The sequence below is a fragment of the Allobosea sp. genome (assembly GCF_048595345.1).
Classification (GTDB): domain Bacteria; phylum Pseudomonadota; class Alphaproteobacteria; order Rhizobiales; family Beijerinckiaceae; genus Allobosea.
Map to the genome: position 1 here is coordinate 1 of NZ_JBMDWH010000009.1, position 16,947 is coordinate 16,947.

Consider the following 16,947-nt stretch of genomic DNA (forward strand, 5'->3'; position numbering starts at 1 on the left):
GTGCCGACGTGTTCGATTATATCGAGCGCTTCTACAATGCCGTTCGCAGGCACTCGACCATCGGCTACATCAGCCCGGTCGAGTTCGAAAAGAAGGCCGGGTTAGCTTAACTGAGCGTCCACGAAACCGGCAGCAGGCCAAACCGGCAGCCGGCCAATCCTCGCCAACGTCTGCATCGCTGCGTACCCCAGCTACTGGTTTTGAGAAGCGACGCGAGGCAAGGGAGCACGAAGCGACAGAGTTAAGCCCAAGGGCGTATAATCGATCGTAACGGCTCCCCCCGTCTCGGCAGCCAGCCAATCGCGGATGATGCGTGTTCCGAATCCAGTCCGCGTCGGGAGCTGGCGGATGGGGGGGCCGCCTCGCTCCACCCAAGACAAGTAGAGATCCGCGCGGTCTTTCGCGAGATCGATCCGCCAACTCAGCTCGATCGTACCCGCCGGCGAGCTCAATGCTCCATATTTGATCGAATTGGTGCAGAGCTCGTGAAGCGCGAGAGCCAGTGCTTTCGCGATGCGTGGGGTGACGACGATCGGTGTCTCGGTGATCAGGAACCGTCCTGGCCGGGGTTCGAAGGGCGCGATCGCCTCGTCAACCACGTCCCGCAGGCTTGCTCCGGACATCTCCTGCCGGTCCAGCAGATCATGCGAGCGGGCGAGGTTCATCAGCCTGGCCTCGAACACGTCGATCGCGTCCGACGGCATGCCCGGATGGCGAAGCGACAGGCGGGCGAGCGACTGCACGACGGAAATATGATTCTTGAATCGATGGGCCATCTCATGGCGGATGACCCTGTCGCGATCCTCCCTCTCCTTGATGCCGTCGATTGTGACAAAGAGGCCCCTGAACGTTCCGTCCGGCATGGAGCGGATCCGCCCGAGCAGCCAGCGTCTGGCGCCCGTGCCCGTCTTCGCCTGGAACTCGGTTTCGCCGAAAGGCTCGGCTCCACCGAGAACCGCGTCGAATGGCCCACGCGCCGACATGTCCATCTCGGCGACGAACTTCCGAAAACTCCAGTTCGGAACGGCGCATCCGCCATCGACCTGGAGCACCGTGCGATCCCGGTCGGCTTCGAGCACGAACGACGCATGCGACAGCATGTCGGCGATATTCGATATCTCCGGCCAAGCCCGACCGGTGGCGACGTGTCGATCTCGACACGAGGGAGCCAGGCCACACTGCTCACACGTCATGCGCGCCTCAGCGAAGATGGCGTTACTCCGAACTGCTGGAGAAACGCTCGGGTGAAGGCGGCTTGGCTAGTATAGCCGCATGCGATGGAAATTTCTGAAATCCGTCGTTCGCTCTCGACCAGTTGCTGGCGGGCCAAGTTCAGGCGGAGGCGGCGGGAATGTTCGGCCGGAGTTTCGTCGAAGCGCTCGCGAAAAGCGTCGGTGAGAGTGTTGCGGTTGAGGCCGACCCGCTGAGCGATCTCGTCGATCGAAGGCGGTCGCATCAATTCGCGGCGATAGATCAAAGCCGCAGCCTCGACCGCTTGCCGATGCCGCTCGACGGCGCTGGCCGCAACCAGCTGAAGACCCCGCGCGGTCGTATTCAACGAGGCGACCGTCAAAGTCAGAAGTTCGACCGCTTTCGCCCTGAAGTATTGCTCGCGCAGCAGACCGACAAACTTCGATTTGATCAGATCCTCCACGGCGAGCCAAGATGCCGGGCCAAGTTGCAGCTCAACGGTCTGCGGCACCGTTCCGGACATGAACATGGGTCTGACATGCTCGGGCAAGGCCATGACGTCGAGACCAAATTCATCGACCAATTTTTCTTTCTCGATGTAGATCGAAACAGCCCTGAACGCTTCCTCCCGAGGTGGGGTCTCACTAAATCCATTGAAGTTGACAGTGACGCGAACCGTCCCGCCATTCGATCTTACAGATCGACCAAGATCAATGAAATTGACACTCCCATTCAATAGAAATTGAAACGATACGAAATTTCTTCTGATCAATCTGTAATGCACCAAGGCGTTCATTCTATCGAAATTCTGGTTGTGAAGGAAAATTCCGAAATCTATTTTCCTAAATTCGTGGAAATTGCCGATTAATATATTATCGCTATTTTTCAGAAGGACGCTGGCCGGAATGTCGCTTCTGGCCTTCAACCCACTCTCAAGGTCGTAGAGATCGACTGTGTATCTGTAGTGGCTTTTCATGATCGATTGCGCCAGAACTGATCTAAAATGGGAAATCCAGAATTAGGGCGCTGTCAAACACTGCGGTCGCGGGAGCCGCGCTTTCTGCCTTTCGCGATTGGAAAAATGAAAAATTGACAAATGTCCGGGGCAGTGGCGCATTCATTACGTGACGAGCATATGCCATGGCCTTCTTGATCGCGCTTCGGCATCAAGGGTAGCCGGCGTCAGTCGCGCCTTGCCGGGGTGGCACCAGCGCTATTTTGCCGATCAGCACTGATAATTTGCATTTCGTCATACGCCTGCCGAATTGCAGCAGCGAATTCCCATGATTCATATTTGGTTAATCATCACAGCCGAGCGTCGAAAAATCCTGGAGGTAATTTTCGATGGTCAATTCAACCAATTCGAACCTGCATCGACGTCTTTCGTTCATGGAAATGGACGATAAATCGATCGGAGAACTTAGGTCTATAAAGCCGATTATCATGAATAGCCTACCGAAGGCTCTGGATGATTTTTATCGGCAAATTTCGAAATTTTCGGAGACGAGCCGATTCTTTGCGTCCGATGCGCATGTCGCGGGGGCGAAGAACCGGCAGATCGGGCATTGGGAACGCATTTCCTCCGGTCAGTTCGATGACCGCTATGTCGATGCCGTTACGACAGTCGGTGAGGTTCACGCCAAGATCGGCCTGGAGCCGCGCTGGTATATCGGTGGCTACGCCCTCCTGCTCGAGGGGATCATCTCAAGTGTAGTGCTCGCCCAATGGCCGAGCCAGGCACCGCGCCGCTTGCTGCTGAGCCGGGCCGCGCATGCGGATTCGATCGCTCCCGAGACTGTCGCGGCGCAGCTTAGCGCACTGGTCAAAGCCGCGCTGCTGGATATGGACTTCGCAATCTCCGTCTATCTCGAGGCGGCCGAGAAGGCGCGTCTGAGAACCGAAGCCGAGGCCCTCGCCAAGGAACGCGCGATCATCATGCAGACCGTGGGCGAGGCGATGTCGCAGGTCGCCGCAGGCAATCTCGACTATCGCATGCCGGACGAGCTCCCGACCGAATACGCCAAGCTGCGGAACGACTTCAACGCCGCGGTGTCGAGCATGGAAGTCGCCATGCGAACCGTCGTCAGGACAGCGACCGCGATCCGATCCAGCGCCGCCGAAGTCAGTCAGGCCTCGAATGATCTCGCCGACCGGACAGAGGAACAATCGACATCGCTGCAGGCCGCCGCCGCAACCACCGAGCAACTCGCGGCCTCGGTCAAGACGAACGCGGAGTCGTCGCGGGGCGCGGAAAGCGTCGCCAGCCAGGCCCAGAACGTCGCCGAGCGCGGCGGCAAGATCGTTCAGGAGGCGGTGGATGCGATGAGCCGCATCGAACTGGCGTCTCAAAAGATCGCTGAGATCACCTCGGTCATCGACGGCATCGCGTTCCAGACGAACCTTCTGGCGCTGAACGCCGCCGTGGAGGCCGCGCGCGCCGGCGAGGCAGGCAAGGGCTTCGCCGTGGTCGCGTCGGAGGTCAGGACTCTGGCCCAAAGGTCGAGCGAGGCGTCCAAGGACATCAACCAGCTGATCTCCGATTCCAGCCACCAGATCACCCAGGGCGTGGATCTGGTGCGATCGGCGGGGGTGGCGCTGGCCGAAATCGTCGATGCATCTCGCAAGGTCGCGGAGACCGTCATGGAGATTTCGTCGGCCTCCACCGAGCAGGCCAGCGGGATCGAGGACATGAGCAACACGGTGGCCACCATGGATAGCGTGACGCAGCAGAACGCCGCGCTCGCGGAAGAGAGCGCCGCGGCTGCGACAGCCCTCGCCGAACAGGTACGGCTGCTCGATCAGGCGGTCGGGATTTTCCAGATCGGGCAAACTGAGACGGAGGTCTTCACCGCCCGGGGGCCCGCCCTGCCGGAGAAGCCCGTTGCAGGCAAGCGCGAGGCGAAACCGAACCCCGTGCCGGTTCGCAGCAAGACCGGCACGGGCGGCTGGGCCGAGTTCTGACGGCTGCCGTTCGGGAGATCGACCGACCTGCGGTAGTGACCATCTCTCTCACGCATCGCCGAGCGGGCTTTCTCCAATCAAACTGTCACGAGCTGCGGTCGACCATCATGGGTTACCAAGGTGACGCGCGATGGTCGGAACAGACAGCCAGATGAGATGGATCGGATCATGGTCGATGACATGCATCACTATCAGATCGGCTTGGCGACGGCGCATATCAGCGTCTTCGGCATTCTGATCGATCACCTCGCGGCGAGTGGAGCCGTCGACAAGTCGGCGATCGAAAAGGAGCTGCGCGGGCTGGTGGGAAGCCCCGCTCTCCAAGGTGGCTCGACCCTGCAGAAGGCTCAGGCGCTGGCCTTCGGCGGCCTGCTGGAATGGCTTCAGAAGAAGCGCCCCGAGGTGGAACATCAGTGGCGACCGGTCGTCGTCGGCGGGACATCACATGAGCCGCAGCAATCAAACGACTAGGACGGCGGACCGAAAGGTTGAGCCGCTCTTCGAGGATGTCCGAGGCATCGGCCATGCGCTGGGACATCGCGACGGCGTCGGTTCGGAGGCGCGAGGGGCCAGGCCCTCGGGCGCCGCCATCGACGCCCAGTCTGGCCCGACACTGGGCGAGGAGAGTCTGCCGGGCCTGGCCGGCGTCGTTCTGGCCTTTTCGCGGTGGATCGACGCTCGCTGCGGCTTGGCCATCACGGTGACGGAGCGCTCGGTGCTGCGGACTGCTCAGGCGGAGCGTTACGCCGCATCGCTGCCGACGATCCTGCTCGTCAACATCGTCTTCAGCATCGTCGTGGCGCTGATCCTGGTGGTCTCGGGCTGGATGACCTTTGCGCTGCTGTGGACCCCGGTCTGCATCCTGCTGTCCCTCGCCGGCATCAGCCGCGTCAAGATATTCGGCGCGAGGACGAAAGCACGGCCGCTCTCGCCCTATTTCACCGTTCGGATCATCCGCGACTCGTGCCTGATGGGCCTGCCCTGGGGGCTGCTGGCGGGCTATTGCTGCGGGGCGGTCTCGGTCGAATTCGACACCATCGCGGCCATGACCACCATCTGCCTCTCCTGCGCCGGCATCTTCGTGATGGCGATCTGCCCCGCCGCGGCGGTGGTCTATCTATCGACGCTCTGGATCGGCCAGTTCGTGCATCTGACCCGCGTGCCCCACGACGTCATCATGCTCTACGCCCTGGCTTATGCGGTCTTCCTGGCCGTGGCCGTCGCCATGATCGTCTCGGTCGCGAATCTGTTCATGGAGCATGTCCGGGCTGATCTGGAGCTCGATGTTCTTCGCGAAGCCGAGCGGCAGGCCGTCGAGGTCGCCCAGCGCGCCCGCATCGCCCTCGAGAAGCGGGTCGGTCGCTTCCAGAGCGAAATCGCGACGTCGCTGGCCTGCCTCGCCGAGGAGACCAACCGGATGGACAACAGCGCCGGCAGGCTCGCCTCGCTGTCGTCTTCGTCACGCTGTGCCGTGTCCGAGGTTCCGCTGCTCATCTCGGATGCCAAGAACAATCTGGGGCGTATCGACGACATCTGGGAGCGCCTTTCTACGGCCATCGCGAGCATTCGGGACCAAGCCTCCCAGGCCGCGCTCTTCGTCCAGTCAACCGGCGAAGCGATTTCGCGCTCGACGGCGCAGAGGGCCAGGATCAATTCGCAGCTCGATGAAATCGACAGCGAAACAGATCTGATCCGGGATGTCGCCAGACAGACGAATCTTCTGGCGCTCAACGCCGCGATCGAAGCCGCCCGTGCCGGGCCGGTCGGGGCCGGGTTCTCGGTCGTGGCCGCCGAAGTGCGCAGGCTATCGACACAGATCAACAATGCGGCGGAGGTCATCGGACGGCGCATTCTGGATGTTCGCGATTCCAGCGTCCAATCGCTGATGGTGATCGAGGAGATCGAACATGAGACCGTGGGCGTCGTCCACTGCGCCCAAGGCATCCTGACAGCGTCCGACAGCCAGAACGATGCCGTTGGAGGTATCTCGGCAGCGATTGCCTCTGCCGTGAAAGCGACGGAGATCGCTGCGCAGGCGACTTCGATCGTCAACGAAAGCGCGCGGGAGGCGCAAGCCGAATCGCAAGCTGTCTCGGACATCGCGCAGCAGATCAACCGAATCAGCGAGCTGCTCTCGACCACGATTCACCATTTCAATGCCGCCATGGTGAGCCCAAACGCTGCGAAAGAGCTGCACGCGGCCGAAGCGGGGCGATAGATCATTGCTCAGGGCGTCGCGACGGAGCCGTCGCGACGCGGATCGGCGGCACCGGTGAAGACGCCGGTCGCCGGATCGACCGCCACTGCCTGCATGCCGCCGCACAGCATCGTCCAGCCGACCGGAAAGGCCCGTGCATCATGCCCGCGCTCGACCAGCTCGGCGATGGTTGCGGACGAGACGCGGTTCTCGATCTCGACGAGGGACCCATCCCACAGCCGGGCGCGCGGGGCCTCGATCGCCTCCTGAAGAGGCAGGCCGAAGACGAGATACTGGACCATCGCCTGCGCCTGCGTCTGCAGGATCCCGTAGCTGCCGGGCGTGCCGAGCGCGAGCACAGGATGACCGTCGCGCAGCGAGATGGAGGGCGCCATACAGATCGGAATGTCTTCGCCGGGCTTGGACCGGTTGGGGCTGTCGAGCTGGACATCCGCCCAATACAGAACGTTGTTCATGCATATTCCCGTTCCGGGCACGACGACGCCACTTCCGAACGGGCTTCCGAGACTCTGAGTCAGGCACACCAGGTTTCCGTCGCGGTCGGCGATGGAGAGCGAGGTCGTATGCGCCGGGTCTTCCTTGTCTTGCGGCATCCACTGCTCGGTCGGCCCGATGACGGGCTGCCCGTCGGTCAGGCGCCGTCGCAAATGCGCGACCGAGGCATCGGACATGATCGCGGCCAGTGTCTCCGGCGAGGGATTGTTGTGGGCGATGCGCTCGCCCGCCGCGAGTCGGATCGCGCGATAGACGAGGTCGAGATGGTCCGCTCCATCCCTGGCCATCGACGCCAGGTCGAGCCCGTCGAGCAGGCGCAAGCTCAGCAGGAGCTGGAAGCTCTCGCAGGGCGGCGGCGGCACATGCACCGACAGGCCCTGGAAGCCGGCCGCGATCGGCTCGCGCCAGACCGCCTTGACCGCGGCAAGGTCGGCCATCGTCAGCGTGCCGCCCAATGCCCGGAGATGCGCGATGACCGTTTCGCCGAGCGGGCCGCGGTAGAAATGCTCCGGCCCCTTCGCGGCGATGTCGCTCAATGTCGTCGCCAGATCGGATTGGACGAGCACCGAGCCGAGATGCATGGGGCCATCGGGCTGGTAGGTCTTCGACCATGAAGCATGGAGCGCCGGAATCCGCGACATAATCTCGGCGTTGTCCTCGAACTGGGAGGCGCCGAACTCCGCGAGCGCAAAACCGTCCCGCGCCAAGGCGATCGCCGGCGCGAACACCTCCGGCAGGGATTTGCGGCCATAGGTCCGAACGAGTTCGCACCAGCCGGCGAGATTGCCGGGCGAGATGATGGGCAGCGCTCCGTGTTCGAGGTCGGTGCGCCGGCTGAAGCGCTCGACCGGGAAGCTCGCGGGGACAGGCGGAATGAAATCAAGAACGCGCACCCGCTTCTCGTCCGCGACCCACATCGTCGCGAGACCGATACCTGCGAGCCCTGACATGAAGGGCTCAACCACGGTCAGCGCTGCGGCGGTGGCAGCCGCCGCGTCGAAAGCGTTACCGCCCTGCGCCAAAAGGCGGGCGCCGGCATGCGCGGCCAATGGATGAGCGGCTGCTACAATGCCATGGCGGGAGCTGATGGTCGGGCGACGGCCGTTCATTGTCGGTGTCCTGCTCGCAAGCTCCATGGATGCGCCCTAACGGAACCATGGTATCCTGGAGTTGTCGAGAGCTAGAACCAACCGCTGAAATCTGCCAAATTAGCCGCTGACGTAGTGAACCGCATCTAGATTCCTGGGCGCCTTCTTCGCTAAATTTTGAGTCTGGAAGGCCCCGATGGGCAAAGCGAATGAACCGCCCCGAGTTTTCTAGACGCCCTCGGCTCGCGCGTTGTGCTGCCGTTCGAACTCGACGGGCGACAGCATCCCGTTTCGTGCATGCTTGTGGGTCGGGTTGTAGAACATCTCGATGTAGTCAAACACGTCGGCCCGCGCCTCATCCCGCGTTCGGTAGAGCTTGCGCCTGATCCGCTCGCGCTTGAGCAGGTTGAAGAAGCTCTCGGCCACGGCGTTATCGTGGCAGTTGCCCCGCCGGCTCATGGATGGCTCCATGTCGTGGTGTTTCAGGAACGAGGCCCACTCCAGGCTTGTAAACTGGCTGCCCTGATCCGAATGCACCAGCACGCGGCCCTTCGGTTTGCGCCGCCAGATGGCGGCGAGCAGAGCTTGCAGGACGACATTGGTCGTCTGCCGGGGCTGCATCGACCACCCGACGACGCGGCGCGAGAAGAGGTCGAGCACGACCGCCAGGTAGGCGAAGCCCTCGTGGGTACGGATGTAGGTGATGTCGGTCACCCAGGCCTTGTCTGGCGCCTCGGCATCGAACCGGCGATCGAGCGTGTTGTCGACGGCAAGGGACGGCTTGCCGCCATAGTGGCCGGGACGACGCTTGTAGCCGATCTGCGCCCGGATGCCGGCGAGCCGCGATAGGCGCGCGATGCGGTTCGGACAGCAGCTCTCGCCCATGTCCGCGAGGTCGTCGTGGAGCTTTCGGTAGCCGTACACCTTCCCGCTGTCCCGCCAGGCCGCACGGATGAGTTTGGTCTGCCTCTCGTCTTCCCGCGCTCGCCGGCTGAGCGGATCCTTCAGCCAGGCATAGAAGCCGCTGGGCTGCACCGACAGGCAACGGCACATGGCGCTGATCGAAAACACCGGACGATGCTCGGCGATGAACGCGTACCTCACCTTGCATCCTTGGCGAAGTACGCGGCCGCTTTTTTTAGGATATCGCGCTCCTCGGTGACCCGCTGCAACTCGCGCTTCAGGCGGCGGACCTCGGCGGCCTGATCGTCATCGCGAGGTGCCGCAGCCGGCTTTGCGTATCGCTTCTGCCACTCATAAAGCGAGTACTTGCTGATGCCCAAGCGAGCAGCGACCTCGGCAACCGGGTAGCCTCGCTCAGTGACCTGGAGGACCGCGTCGCGCTTGAAGTCCTCGGTGAAGTTCGCTTTGCCCATCGGGGCCTCCTTGCCTGAAATTGAGGGAAGAAGGCGTCCAGGAACCTAGGGGCGGTTCATTCCGAAGCATCCGCGTGATAGTGGCGCCTACATCTCATATCTCAGCGCCATCCGTCGGTGCCATTCTGAGATCCTTAAATACCCCTCGACCGACAGATCGGAGCGATACTATGCACAGATCGCCCTTCGATGGATGAAGGGCGATCCTCTGCCGCGCCTCATCGATGCAAATTACAACTATAAGGTGCAGCAGGGACAAGCAACAAACTATCCGACAGTAATCCGCAATACGCTCACAGCAATAGAGAGCGATCTGCGCTTCAGTATGTGAGTCTATTCTCGTGTTACAATGCGGTTCTTGAACTGCTGCTCAAGAACAAGGGCATGGGAAAGTTAACGGCCTCGATTCCCGCTGTGCCTATGTATCTTGAGGTCGGGGCTTGCTCTCCCACGATGATAAGCTTCATGGGACTCGGACTGTCGCGGTTCACCGCAGGGAAGCTGAGCGGACTTCCGCGACAGCAGGATATGACACAGACGGCCGCCAAGGCCTGGATAAAGCGTCAGGATCTCGACACGCTGGAATTGCCGCAGGCGTCTGTGAAGGAGATACGGCGGCTGATGTTTTAGCAGAGGTCGTGAGCGCCGCGCGAATTGGATCACCGAATAGCGGACGTATCGAACGTCGGCTAGGGGCCAAACCTGCTCATTGAAGTCCAGCCCATTTAAGACGGGCAGATAGAGCGAAGAGCTTACCGGAACCCAATCGAGGGAACCCCCGAGAGCCTGAGCCGACGCGCCGTTCCGGGTTTCAAACAGTCCGGACGGATGTTGGGATGAAGACGATGAACGAGGGCGGCGACACCGCCCGGGACGAGGCACGCCCGAGCCCTGAGCATCTCGCGCGCTATGCGCGCAGCTACAGGATGACGACGGATCGGACGGAGCCGTTCTTCTGGCTCTGGCAGGAGGCGATGGCGCATGCGCTGCTGCTCGAGCAGCAGCCTGACCGGTGCTTTGAGGAGCATGATGGGCTGACGGCCTTGCAGCTGGCGGAGGGCGCGCGAGCGACCGCGCGCTTCTTCGCCTTCATGCTGGCCGAGGCGCCGGCCCGCAACACCGAGCACTTCGAAGCGAAGATCATGGTCTACGAGGCCATCGCCTTCGACGAGGACGAGATTGCTCGCACGCGCACATCCTGGATGGTCGAGGCGGCGATGCAACGCGATGCGGTCGAGCTCGGCATCAACCTCAGCAAGATCCCGGTCGAGCCCGGCGGCTCGCCGAGCCGTCACTGAGGACTGGGAAGCCATGTCCTTCGTGATCTACGATCTCGAGACCTCGGGTCTCGAACCCGCCTGGAATGTGCCGCTGCAGGCGGCGCTGATCCACACCGATGCGGAGCTGAACCCGCTCGGCGAGCTCTCGCTGCGCTGCAGGCTGCCGGCCCATATCGTGCCGGCGCCGGGCGCGCTTCTGACGACCGGCATCCGCCCCGAGCAGCTCGAGCAGGCGCCGCTGTCCTGCTGTGAGATGCTCGGCATCATTGCCAGAGCGGTGGAGGCGTGGGCACCCGCCACCATCATCGGCTACAACACGCTGAAGTTCGACGAGGAGATGCTCCGGCACGCCTTCTTCACGCATCTGATGCTGCCGTATGCGAGCTCGCTGAACGGCCACTGCCGTGCCGACCTGCTGACCATGGTCAGGGCGGTCGCGATGCTCGAGCCCGATGCCCTCACCATCCCGCTGAACGGCATGGGCAAGCCCAGCTTCAAGCTCGGCGAGATCTGCCGCGCGAACGGCATTGCCCTTTCCGAGGACGAGGCTCATGACGCCATGGCCGACACGCGGGCGACATTGGCTTTGCTCCGGCATCTGCGGGAGGCTGCTCCGAAGACCGTGTCCACACTGCTCGCCTTGGCCGACAAGGGCGTGGCGAGCCGGATGCTGGCCAGCCGGGAGGTCGTCCTCCTCGGCGGCCTGACGAAGCTGACGCCGGTGGTCGGTGTGACGGTGAACCCGGAGGTCGCGACGTCCTGGGCGGCGGTCGATCTCACCGTCGATCCGGTGGACTATCTCGATCTGCCCATCGACGAGATCGTGGCGCTGTTCTCGGCGCGCGGGGTCCGGCCCATCCGCACGATCAAGACCAATGCCCAGCCGATCCTGGTCGCCTACGAGCAGGGCTGCCATGCCCTGCCGGAGGATCAGCGGGACTCCGCGCTCTACAACGAGCGCGCCGCCCGCATCCGCGAGCATGCCGGCTTCCGCGCCAACCTCGCCGCAGCGATGCTGGCTCGCTTCGCCGATCGCGAGCCATCGCCCCATCATGAGGCGACGCTCTATTCCGGCGGGTTCCTGTCGAACGACGATGCCCGGGCCTGTGCCCGCTGGCATGCTTCGCCCTGGGAGGACCGGCCGGCGATCGCGGCAGGGCTCAGTGACGAGCGGCTGAAGGCCTTCGCCAACCGGCTGATGCTGATGGAGGCGCCGCAATCGCTGTCGCCTCTCGCCTGGCAGAAGGGTCAGGCCTGGCTGCGCGAGCGGCTGATGACGGAGACGGATGTGCCCTGGCTGACGCTGCCGAAGGCGCTGGCCGAGGTCGCGACCCTGCGCCAGACGCTGCCGGTCGACGATCCGGCGCGTCACGCCCTGCTCGATGCGATCGAGCGCTGGCTCAGTGAGCGCAGCCAGAGCTTCGCCTACGCGGCCTGAGCCGGAACACGACAGCCGCTGATGATGACGAAGGCGCCGGCGACGGCGCCTTCGTCGATTCTGGCGGACGGAGGGGAAAGCGCAGCCGAACGGGCTGTCACCCCATTGAGAGAGTTCTCGAGATGACGAAGACCCATCAGGACCGCGGCCACATGCCGTCGGTCAGCGATACGCAGGATGACGGCGGTCGATCCTCCGGCCCGATCCGCGATCCCCTGGCCTGGATGAGCGGGCGGGTCAGCGAGGATCCCTCGCTCATAGAGCTCGTCGCCTTCCGCGACAGCCGGCCCGACCTCATGGCCTTCGCCAGGCAGGCGAAGCGCTGTGACGACGAGGCCGGCCGAGCGGCTTACGGCTTGGACGAGACCCAGGAGAACAAGCTGGCCAGGGTCGGGCTGAAGATTGTCGGCCTGAGCTGCACCGCGATCGTCGCGATCTGGCCGACCGATACGATCGACGATGCCGACGCCAAGCAGGGCCTGGCCCGGGAAACGCGGATGCATGGCGACGATACCGCCTACAGCGTTGCGCCGATGCTGACGGCCGAGACGGCGGCCCGCATCAGGTTGCACCGGGCGGCGTTCGCGGTCGGGGAAGGGATCGTGCCGCCGGCTCCACCGCGCCCCTCGCCGGCGGCCCGGGGTCTGGTCGACTGGCCGCTGTCGCGCTTCGACCTCGTCGATCTCGTCCCGCGCGAGGGCGGTGAGATGACGCTGACGGATGCTCAGGTCGCGCGATGGGCTGGCTTCACCGATGCGTATCCGCAGATCTCGGACTGCGTCGATCGCTTTGCCCGGATGATCGCCATCGCCGACCGGCTCGATCTGCTGGCCGCTCACCAGACCGCAGATGCGTCTGACCTGCGGCGCGGGGCGGAGGCTGCGCGCATCATCGCCTATCTCGCCGCGGCGCGGGCAGCGATCTGGCCGGCGATGCTGCACTCGGCGGATGCCGAGGCCAAGCTCAGGCTGGTCACGTGCATCAACGACCGGGCCTGCCGCGGCGATCCGCTGCATCAGCAGGCGGCGATCCGGCATGTCGTGACGCAGGCCAACTGGATCGCGATGGCGTTCAGGTTCGGCGCCACGCTCCAGCTTCATCCCGACTGGATCCCGATCGTCTGAGCGACGATCGGCCGGCAAAGAGATCGTCGCGATGAGGAGGCGTCCCGGGCGGACGCCTCTTTCGATTCCGCGACACGGAGGGAAAGCGCAGCCGATAGGGCTGTACCCACACGAAAGATAGCAAGATGACCAAGAACGACGAAGGCAGCGGGCGCTCGCTCGCACCGATCAGCCCCCAGCTCCCCAGTGAGCCCGGCGGCACCGCGCTCGCCGATCCCATCACGCTCGTAACCCAGCTGGTCGCGAGCGACGATCTCAGCCTCGACGAGCTCATCGCCTTCCGCCGCCAGCCGATCGATCTCAAGGCCGCCGCCCGCAACGCCAAGGCGTTGCAGTCGGAGGAGTTCAGGATGTTCCTCCCCAAGACGGCCGGCGACCGCGACGGCGAGCTGACCTGCGCCGGCTTGCAGATCATGGGCCTGAGCTTTGTCGCCCTCACAGCCATCTGGCCGTGTGACAATCTCGACCAGGCCGAGGCCAAGCTCGCCTTGGCCGAGAAGACCGGCGCGCTGCATCACCGGCATGAGCCGGACTACGTCGCCTCGATGGAGCCGTCGCTCGCCCGGCGTCTGCGCTGGAAGCGCGCAGCCTTCGCCGTACAGGAGCTGATGCTGCCTGCGGGGCCCACCGCGCCACAGGGCTCCAGCAAGGGTCTCTCGACCTGGCCGCTGGAGCGCTGGGATCTGGTCGCGGGTCTTCCGCCCAGGGGCGGCCCGCCGGCCTTCGCCGACACGCAGATCGCGAGTTGGGTCGGGTTCGCGCAGTCAGCGCCTGATCTCGAACACCTGCTCGCTCGCGCGCGCAAGATGTTCGCGACCTGCGACCGGCTGATCGCGCTGGCCTCGCGCGGACCGGAGAACGGCGCAGATCTGATGGTGGCGGCCGAAGGCGCGAGGGTCGCGGGCTACCTTGCGGCGGCGCAGGTGATGATCTGGCCGGTGCACACCCGGGCGTCGCTGGCGACGAAGCGCGAGGTCGTCGCGCTCGTCAACCAGCGCGGCATTATCGGCGATCCCGTCTTCATGCAGGCGGCGATCCGGCACGTCACGGCCGATGCCGCCTGGATCAAGTCGCTGCCCGACGGTGCGCGTGATCGGCTGACCTTCGACTGGAGCGAGCTCGTCTGACGCCTGAGGGCAAACCTTCCGACCATCCAGGCAGCGCCCTTCCGGGCGCTGCCTTTGGCATGTCGGTGCGGACAGCATTCAGCACAATGAACCCGTCGGCGCAGAGCAGCAGCTCAGACGTCTCAGCTATAAGCCGAGCGGCTTCAGCGACACTGCGAGATCCGGCTCGTCAGGTCGGCCTTGTAGCCCCGCTGCCCCACTGCCACGAGGTCGTCGATGCGCCAGCCTGAAGGCGTCTGGACTAGGACGACCCGCGTCTTCGAGATCAACTTCGGGGCCTCGGCCTGGGCCGCGGTGACGAGGACGACCCGCCGGTTTGCCGGATCGCCGCTTTGCACGGGTTCATAACGCATCCGTGCAGGACCGCCGGCCCCTTGCGCGCCACCGAGCCGGGCATCGCCGTCATAGATCGGACAGTGGCGGCTCAGTGCCGCGGCGCGAAGGGTCAGTTCCGCGAGTTCGGGAGACAGCCATGGGCTCGCGGCCTTGGCATCATCGAAGGCGAGTGGCGAGCTCTCGCCGGCTTCGTACAGCCGTCGGACGAGCTGAAGGGCCTCATCGGCAGGCGCGGCGGGCTTGTCAGCCGAGGCTTTGAAGCCCGTCCGCTGGATCGTGACGGGGCCGATGCCGTTCGCGCGCAGCAGGATCTCATAACGTCGGCGGCCCGTCGCCTGGCTGCGAGAATCACCCCCGCGCAGATAGTTCGTCGCATAGGTGATTCGCTGCCCCTCGAAGACGACATCGCTGACGCGGTCACCGACGAGATCGGTCTCGCCGAGCAGGCGGAACGGGCCGGCTCCCTCTGCGACGAAGACCAGGCCCCTGGCTTCGACGGCATTGCCGGTCGGGTCCGATTGCCAGCGCACCGACACGAAGGCGAAGCGCCGCTCATCGCCGTCCGCTGTGCCGTAATGCAGATCGGCATTGATGGCGTTGTCGGCGAGCGCACAGCGCCTCGGCTGGAAGTCCATGCCGGTGCAGTCACGGGACTTCGCCGTCAGCGTCGCCCGGATCGCGGAGGCCGCGGGGCCCTTCGCCACGCCGAGGGCGCCGTTGGTGTCGGTATAGTGCTCACCCGTCTCAGCCTGCGCTGCGGCGCTGGCCGTGATCGCCAGGCCGACGCCGAGCAGGGCAGCCCATAGAGATCTCTGTGCCCGGCTCATGGTGTGGCCTCCAGCCAGCGCAGCTTGGCATCGCGGCATTCGAAGGTGGTCATCCCGCTGCCGCTGAACAGATCGGCGAAGGTGACGACCGCGCCGGTCGCAAAGCCGAGACTGCGCACGATCGGCGTCGGGTCGTTGCGGTCGAGCGTCGTCGCGAGGCACCCGGCGAGATCCGAAGCCGTGGTCAGCGGGGCCTTGCCCTCCAGATCGCCGATCGCCCAGACCTCGACGCCGCCCTCGCGCGTCGTCTTGCGCAGCTTCAGCGTCACGGAAGCGCCCCCCTTGGCGGGAGCGATCGTGACCGTGGGCGAGCCGAACCACGACGTGCTGGTGGTCACCGCAAACCGTCGATCGCGGCAGAGCAAACCATGGTGTTGTAGTCGACCGGGCCCAGGCTCCCGTTGGCCCGCGCCACGGTCATCAGCTTGGGGCCGCCCAGCGTCTCGATCCCGGCTTTGTCGAGCGCCGCCTTGCAGGCGCGCTTGACGAAGTCCGCTTCCATCTTCTTGCAGGAGGCGTCGATGGCGCGCATGCCATCGTCCTGGCTGGAGAACAGTGTCTGCGACCAGGTCGCGTTGCAGGCCTGGCGGGCTGTGCGGACCAGCTTGTCGGCGACGATCTTGTTGCCATAGGCCTCTTCGAGCTTCTCGACGATCTCGTCGGTGACTTGCCTGCGGATCGGCAGGACCGCCGCCTCGTAACGCTCCTTCATCGCGCGGGCCATGGCCGGATCGCCGATCCGCAGATCGGGCATCGGCAGCCATTTGGCAGCGACCATCGCCTCGAGCGTGCGGTCGGTGCGTTCGGCCGCGGCGATCGCAGCGTCGATCCGGGTCTGCGCCGCCTTGGCCAGCACGGCTTCTGCCCTCGCCGTACAACCGGCGATGACGGCGTTGATCAACGGGTCGGGATACATGCTGCGCAGCGGCCACCAATGGTCCTGGGCGGCATAGCCCGTGCACCAGCCCCGTGGCGTGCCGATCGGATCCACCCTCGTCCAGCCGGCAATTGCCGCCAGCATACCAGTCACGATGACGTCCTTGTTCTTGAGCAGATGAGCATCGACCGCGTCGAGGCAGGCCAGGGTCATCCCTCTTGCCGTCCGCGTCCGCTTGTCGACGGAAGCCGCATTGGTATCGGTCAGCACCGGTCCCATCGAATACCAGGGCCCGAGGATCTGGCTGCAGACCGCGCCGCTCTTGGGGATCGCCGGCTGCGTCAGATCCAACAGGCCGATGACGCGATTGACCTGATCGGACAGGCCGAGCGCCTGGGTCACCGCATCGGCACTGCGATCGGCGCCGAGCCGCACGAAGCTCTGCTGCAGCGCCTTGGACTGCGCGGCTGCGCCATCATCGCGGAAACGGAGGCCCGCATCGGGAAAGGCGAAGGCGGCGGTGGCCGCCATGCAAACGCCGGAGGCCATCAAAAGGCGGGACAGGAAATGCCGGATCATGCTGGACCCTCCTCGGGCGCGATCGGTCGA

At 64.4% G+C, this 16,947-nt stretch carries 16 protein-coding genes; 9 read left to right on the forward strand and 7 right to left on the reverse strand.

All coding sequences use genetic code 11. The annotated features are described in order from the left end of the window. Positions 1-110, forward strand: a 110-nt coding sequence (locus ACOJTB_RS01345; RefSeq protein WP_420100742.1) for an IS3 family transposase, incomplete at its 5' end; no start/stop codon positions are given. 81 nt (positions 111-191) lie between these two features. On the opposite strand, the gene ACOJTB_RS01350 is transcribed toward ACOJTB_RS01345, so the two are convergent. Both ACOJTB_RS01350 and ACOJTB_RS01355 read right to left on the reverse strand, forming a co-directional pair. After that, on the reverse strand, positions 192-1,100 hold the full coding sequence (locus ACOJTB_RS01350) for a sensor histidine kinase (protein WP_420100716.1): 909 nt from the start codon (positions 1,098-1,100) through the stop codon (positions 192-194). 89 nt (positions 1,101-1,189) lie between these two features. Next, a complete protein-coding gene (locus ACOJTB_RS01355) occupies positions 1,190-2,167 on the reverse strand; it encodes a helix-turn-helix domain-containing protein (RefSeq protein ID WP_420100717.1) in 978 nt (325 codons plus the stop codon). Positions 2,168-2,535: 368 nt separating this feature from the next. Here ACOJTB_RS01355 and ACOJTB_RS01360 point away from each other — a divergent pair, with 368 nt between their 5' ends. The 3 genes from ACOJTB_RS01360 to ACOJTB_RS01370 all read left to right on the forward strand — a co-directional run bounded on the left by ACOJTB_RS01360 (position 2,536) and on the right by ACOJTB_RS01370 (position 6,370). Next, on the forward strand, positions 2,536-4,152 hold the full coding sequence (locus ACOJTB_RS01360; RefSeq protein WP_420100718.1) for a methyl-accepting chemotaxis protein: 1,617 nt from the start codon (positions 2,536-2,538) through the stop codon (positions 4,150-4,152). Positions 4,153-4,272: 120 nt separating this feature from the next. Next, the gene (locus tag ACOJTB_RS01365) at positions 4,273-4,623 is read left to right on the forward strand and encodes a hypothetical protein (RefSeq protein WP_420100719.1); all 351 of its coding nucleotides are present in this window, start codon (positions 4,273-4,275) and stop codon (positions 4,621-4,623) included. Further along, on the forward strand, positions 4,598-6,370 hold the full coding sequence (locus ACOJTB_RS01370) for a methyl-accepting chemotaxis protein (RefSeq protein ID WP_420100720.1): 1,773 nt from the start codon (positions 4,598-4,600) through the stop codon (positions 6,368-6,370). The genes ACOJTB_RS01365 and ACOJTB_RS01370 overlap by 26 nt, the downstream gene beginning before the upstream one ends. Positions 6,371-6,378: 8 nt before the next feature. Here ACOJTB_RS01370 and ACOJTB_RS01375 read toward each other — a convergent pair whose 3' ends face one another. Further along, entirely contained in the window at positions 6,379-8,001 is a 1,623-nt protein-coding gene (locus ACOJTB_RS01375; RefSeq protein WP_420100721.1) for a gamma-glutamyltransferase family protein, read from the reverse strand. A 180-nt stretch (positions 8,002-8,181) separates the two neighbouring features. Then, a protein-coding gene (locus ACOJTB_RS01380) for an IS3 family transposase (RefSeq protein WP_420100722.1) occupies positions 8,182-9,329 on the reverse strand; the annotation gives its coding sequence in 2 pieces (ribosomal slippage) (positions 8,182-9,095 and positions 9,095-9,329; 1,149 coding nt in all). A 465-nt stretch (positions 9,330-9,794) separates the two neighbouring features. On the opposite strand from ACOJTB_RS01380, the gene ACOJTB_RS01385 reads away from it, so the two are divergent. The 5 genes from ACOJTB_RS01385 (at position 9,795) to ACOJTB_RS01405 (ending at position 14,298) form a co-directional block, all read left to right on the forward strand. Further along, complete coding sequence (locus ACOJTB_RS01385; RefSeq protein ID WP_420100723.1) at positions 9,795-9,959, forward strand: hypothetical protein; 165 nt, start codon at positions 9,795-9,797, stop codon at positions 9,957-9,959. 206 nt (positions 9,960-10,165) lie between these two features. Continuing rightward, a complete protein-coding gene (locus ACOJTB_RS01390) occupies positions 10,166-10,627 on the forward strand; it encodes a hypothetical protein (protein WP_420100724.1) in 462 nt (153 codons plus the stop codon). A gap of 13 nt (positions 10,628-10,640) precedes the next feature. After that, positions 10,641-12,047 carry an exonuclease domain-containing protein gene (locus tag ACOJTB_RS01395; RefSeq protein ID WP_420100725.1) on the forward strand — a complete coding sequence of 469 codons (1,407 nt, stop codon included), beginning with the start codon at positions 10,641-10,643 and terminating at the stop codon, positions 12,045-12,047. Positions 12,048-12,169: 122 nt separating this feature from the next. Continuing rightward, entirely contained in the window at positions 12,170-13,171 is a 1,002-nt protein-coding gene (locus ACOJTB_RS01400; RefSeq protein ID WP_420100726.1) for a hypothetical protein, read from the forward strand. 125 nt (positions 13,172-13,296) lie between these two features. After that, positions 13,297-14,298: a hypothetical protein gene (locus ACOJTB_RS01405; protein WP_420100727.1), complete on the forward strand. Its 1,002-nt coding sequence runs from the start codon at positions 13,297-13,299 to the stop codon at positions 14,296-14,298. 143 nt (positions 14,299-14,441) lie between these two features. Here ACOJTB_RS01405 and ACOJTB_RS01410 read toward each other — a convergent pair whose 3' ends face one another. The 3 genes from ACOJTB_RS01410 to ACOJTB_RS01420 form a co-directional block, all read right to left on the reverse strand. Further along, on the reverse strand, positions 14,442-15,269 hold the full coding sequence (locus tag ACOJTB_RS01410; RefSeq protein WP_420100728.1) for a hypothetical protein: 828 nt from the start codon (positions 15,267-15,269) through the stop codon (positions 14,442-14,444). Between the two features lie 188 nt (positions 15,270-15,457). Further along, on the reverse strand, positions 15,458-15,799 hold the full coding sequence (locus ACOJTB_RS01415) for a hypothetical protein (RefSeq protein WP_420100729.1): 342 nt from the start codon (positions 15,797-15,799) through the stop codon (positions 15,458-15,460). Next, a complete protein-coding gene (locus ACOJTB_RS01420; RefSeq protein ID WP_420100730.1) occupies positions 15,796-16,917 on the reverse strand; it encodes a hypothetical protein in 1,122 nt (373 codons plus the stop codon). The genes ACOJTB_RS01415 and ACOJTB_RS01420 overlap by 4 nt, the downstream gene beginning before the upstream one ends. Positions 16,918-16,947 lie beyond the last annotated feature (30 nt).

What these genes read in the sequence shown, in the direction of transcription:
- ACOJTB_RS01400 (WP_420100726.1), top strand. Translation starts at nt 12,170, where the DNA reads ATGACGAAGACCCATCAGGACCGCGGCCACATGCCGTCGGTCAGCGAT.
- ACOJTB_RS01405 (WP_420100727.1), top strand. Translation starts at nt 13,297, where the DNA reads ATGACCAAGAACGACGAAGGCAGCGGGCGCTCGCTCGCACCGATCAGC.
- ACOJTB_RS01375 (WP_420100721.1), bottom strand. Translation starts at nt 8,001, where the DNA reads ATGGAGCTTGCGAGCAGGACACCGACAATGAACGGCCGTCGCCCGACC.
- ACOJTB_RS01370 (WP_420100720.1), top strand. Translation starts at nt 4,598, where the DNA reads ATGAGCCGCAGCAATCAAACGACTAGGACGGCGGACCGAAAGGTTGAG.
- ACOJTB_RS01385 (WP_420100723.1), top strand. Translation starts at nt 9,795, where the DNA reads ATGGGACTCGGACTGTCGCGGTTCACCGCAGGGAAGCTGAGCGGACTT.
- ACOJTB_RS01390 (WP_420100724.1), top strand. Translation starts at nt 10,166, where the DNA reads ATGAAGACGATGAACGAGGGCGGCGACACCGCCCGGGACGAGGCACGC.
- ACOJTB_RS01395 (WP_420100725.1), top strand. Translation starts at nt 10,641, where the DNA reads ATGTCCTTCGTGATCTACGATCTCGAGACCTCGGGTCTCGAACCCGCC.
- ACOJTB_RS01350 (WP_420100716.1), bottom strand. Translation starts at nt 1,100, where the DNA reads ATGCTGTCGCATGCGTCGTTCGTGCTCGAAGCCGACCGGGATCGCACG.
- ACOJTB_RS01410 (WP_420100728.1), bottom strand. Translation starts at nt 15,269, where the DNA reads ATGGACTTCCAGCCGAGGCGCTGTGCGCTCGCCGACAACGCCATCAAT.
- ACOJTB_RS01355 (WP_420100717.1), bottom strand. Translation starts at nt 2,167, where the DNA reads ATGAAAAGCCACTACAGATACACAGTCGATCTCTACGACCTTGAGAGT.
- ACOJTB_RS01360 (WP_420100718.1), top strand. Translation starts at nt 2,536, where the DNA reads ATGGTCAATTCAACCAATTCGAACCTGCATCGACGTCTTTCGTTCATG.
- ACOJTB_RS01420 (WP_420100730.1), bottom strand. Translation starts at nt 16,917, where the DNA reads ATGATCCGGCATTTCCTGTCCCGCCTTTTGATGGCCTCCGGCGTTTGC.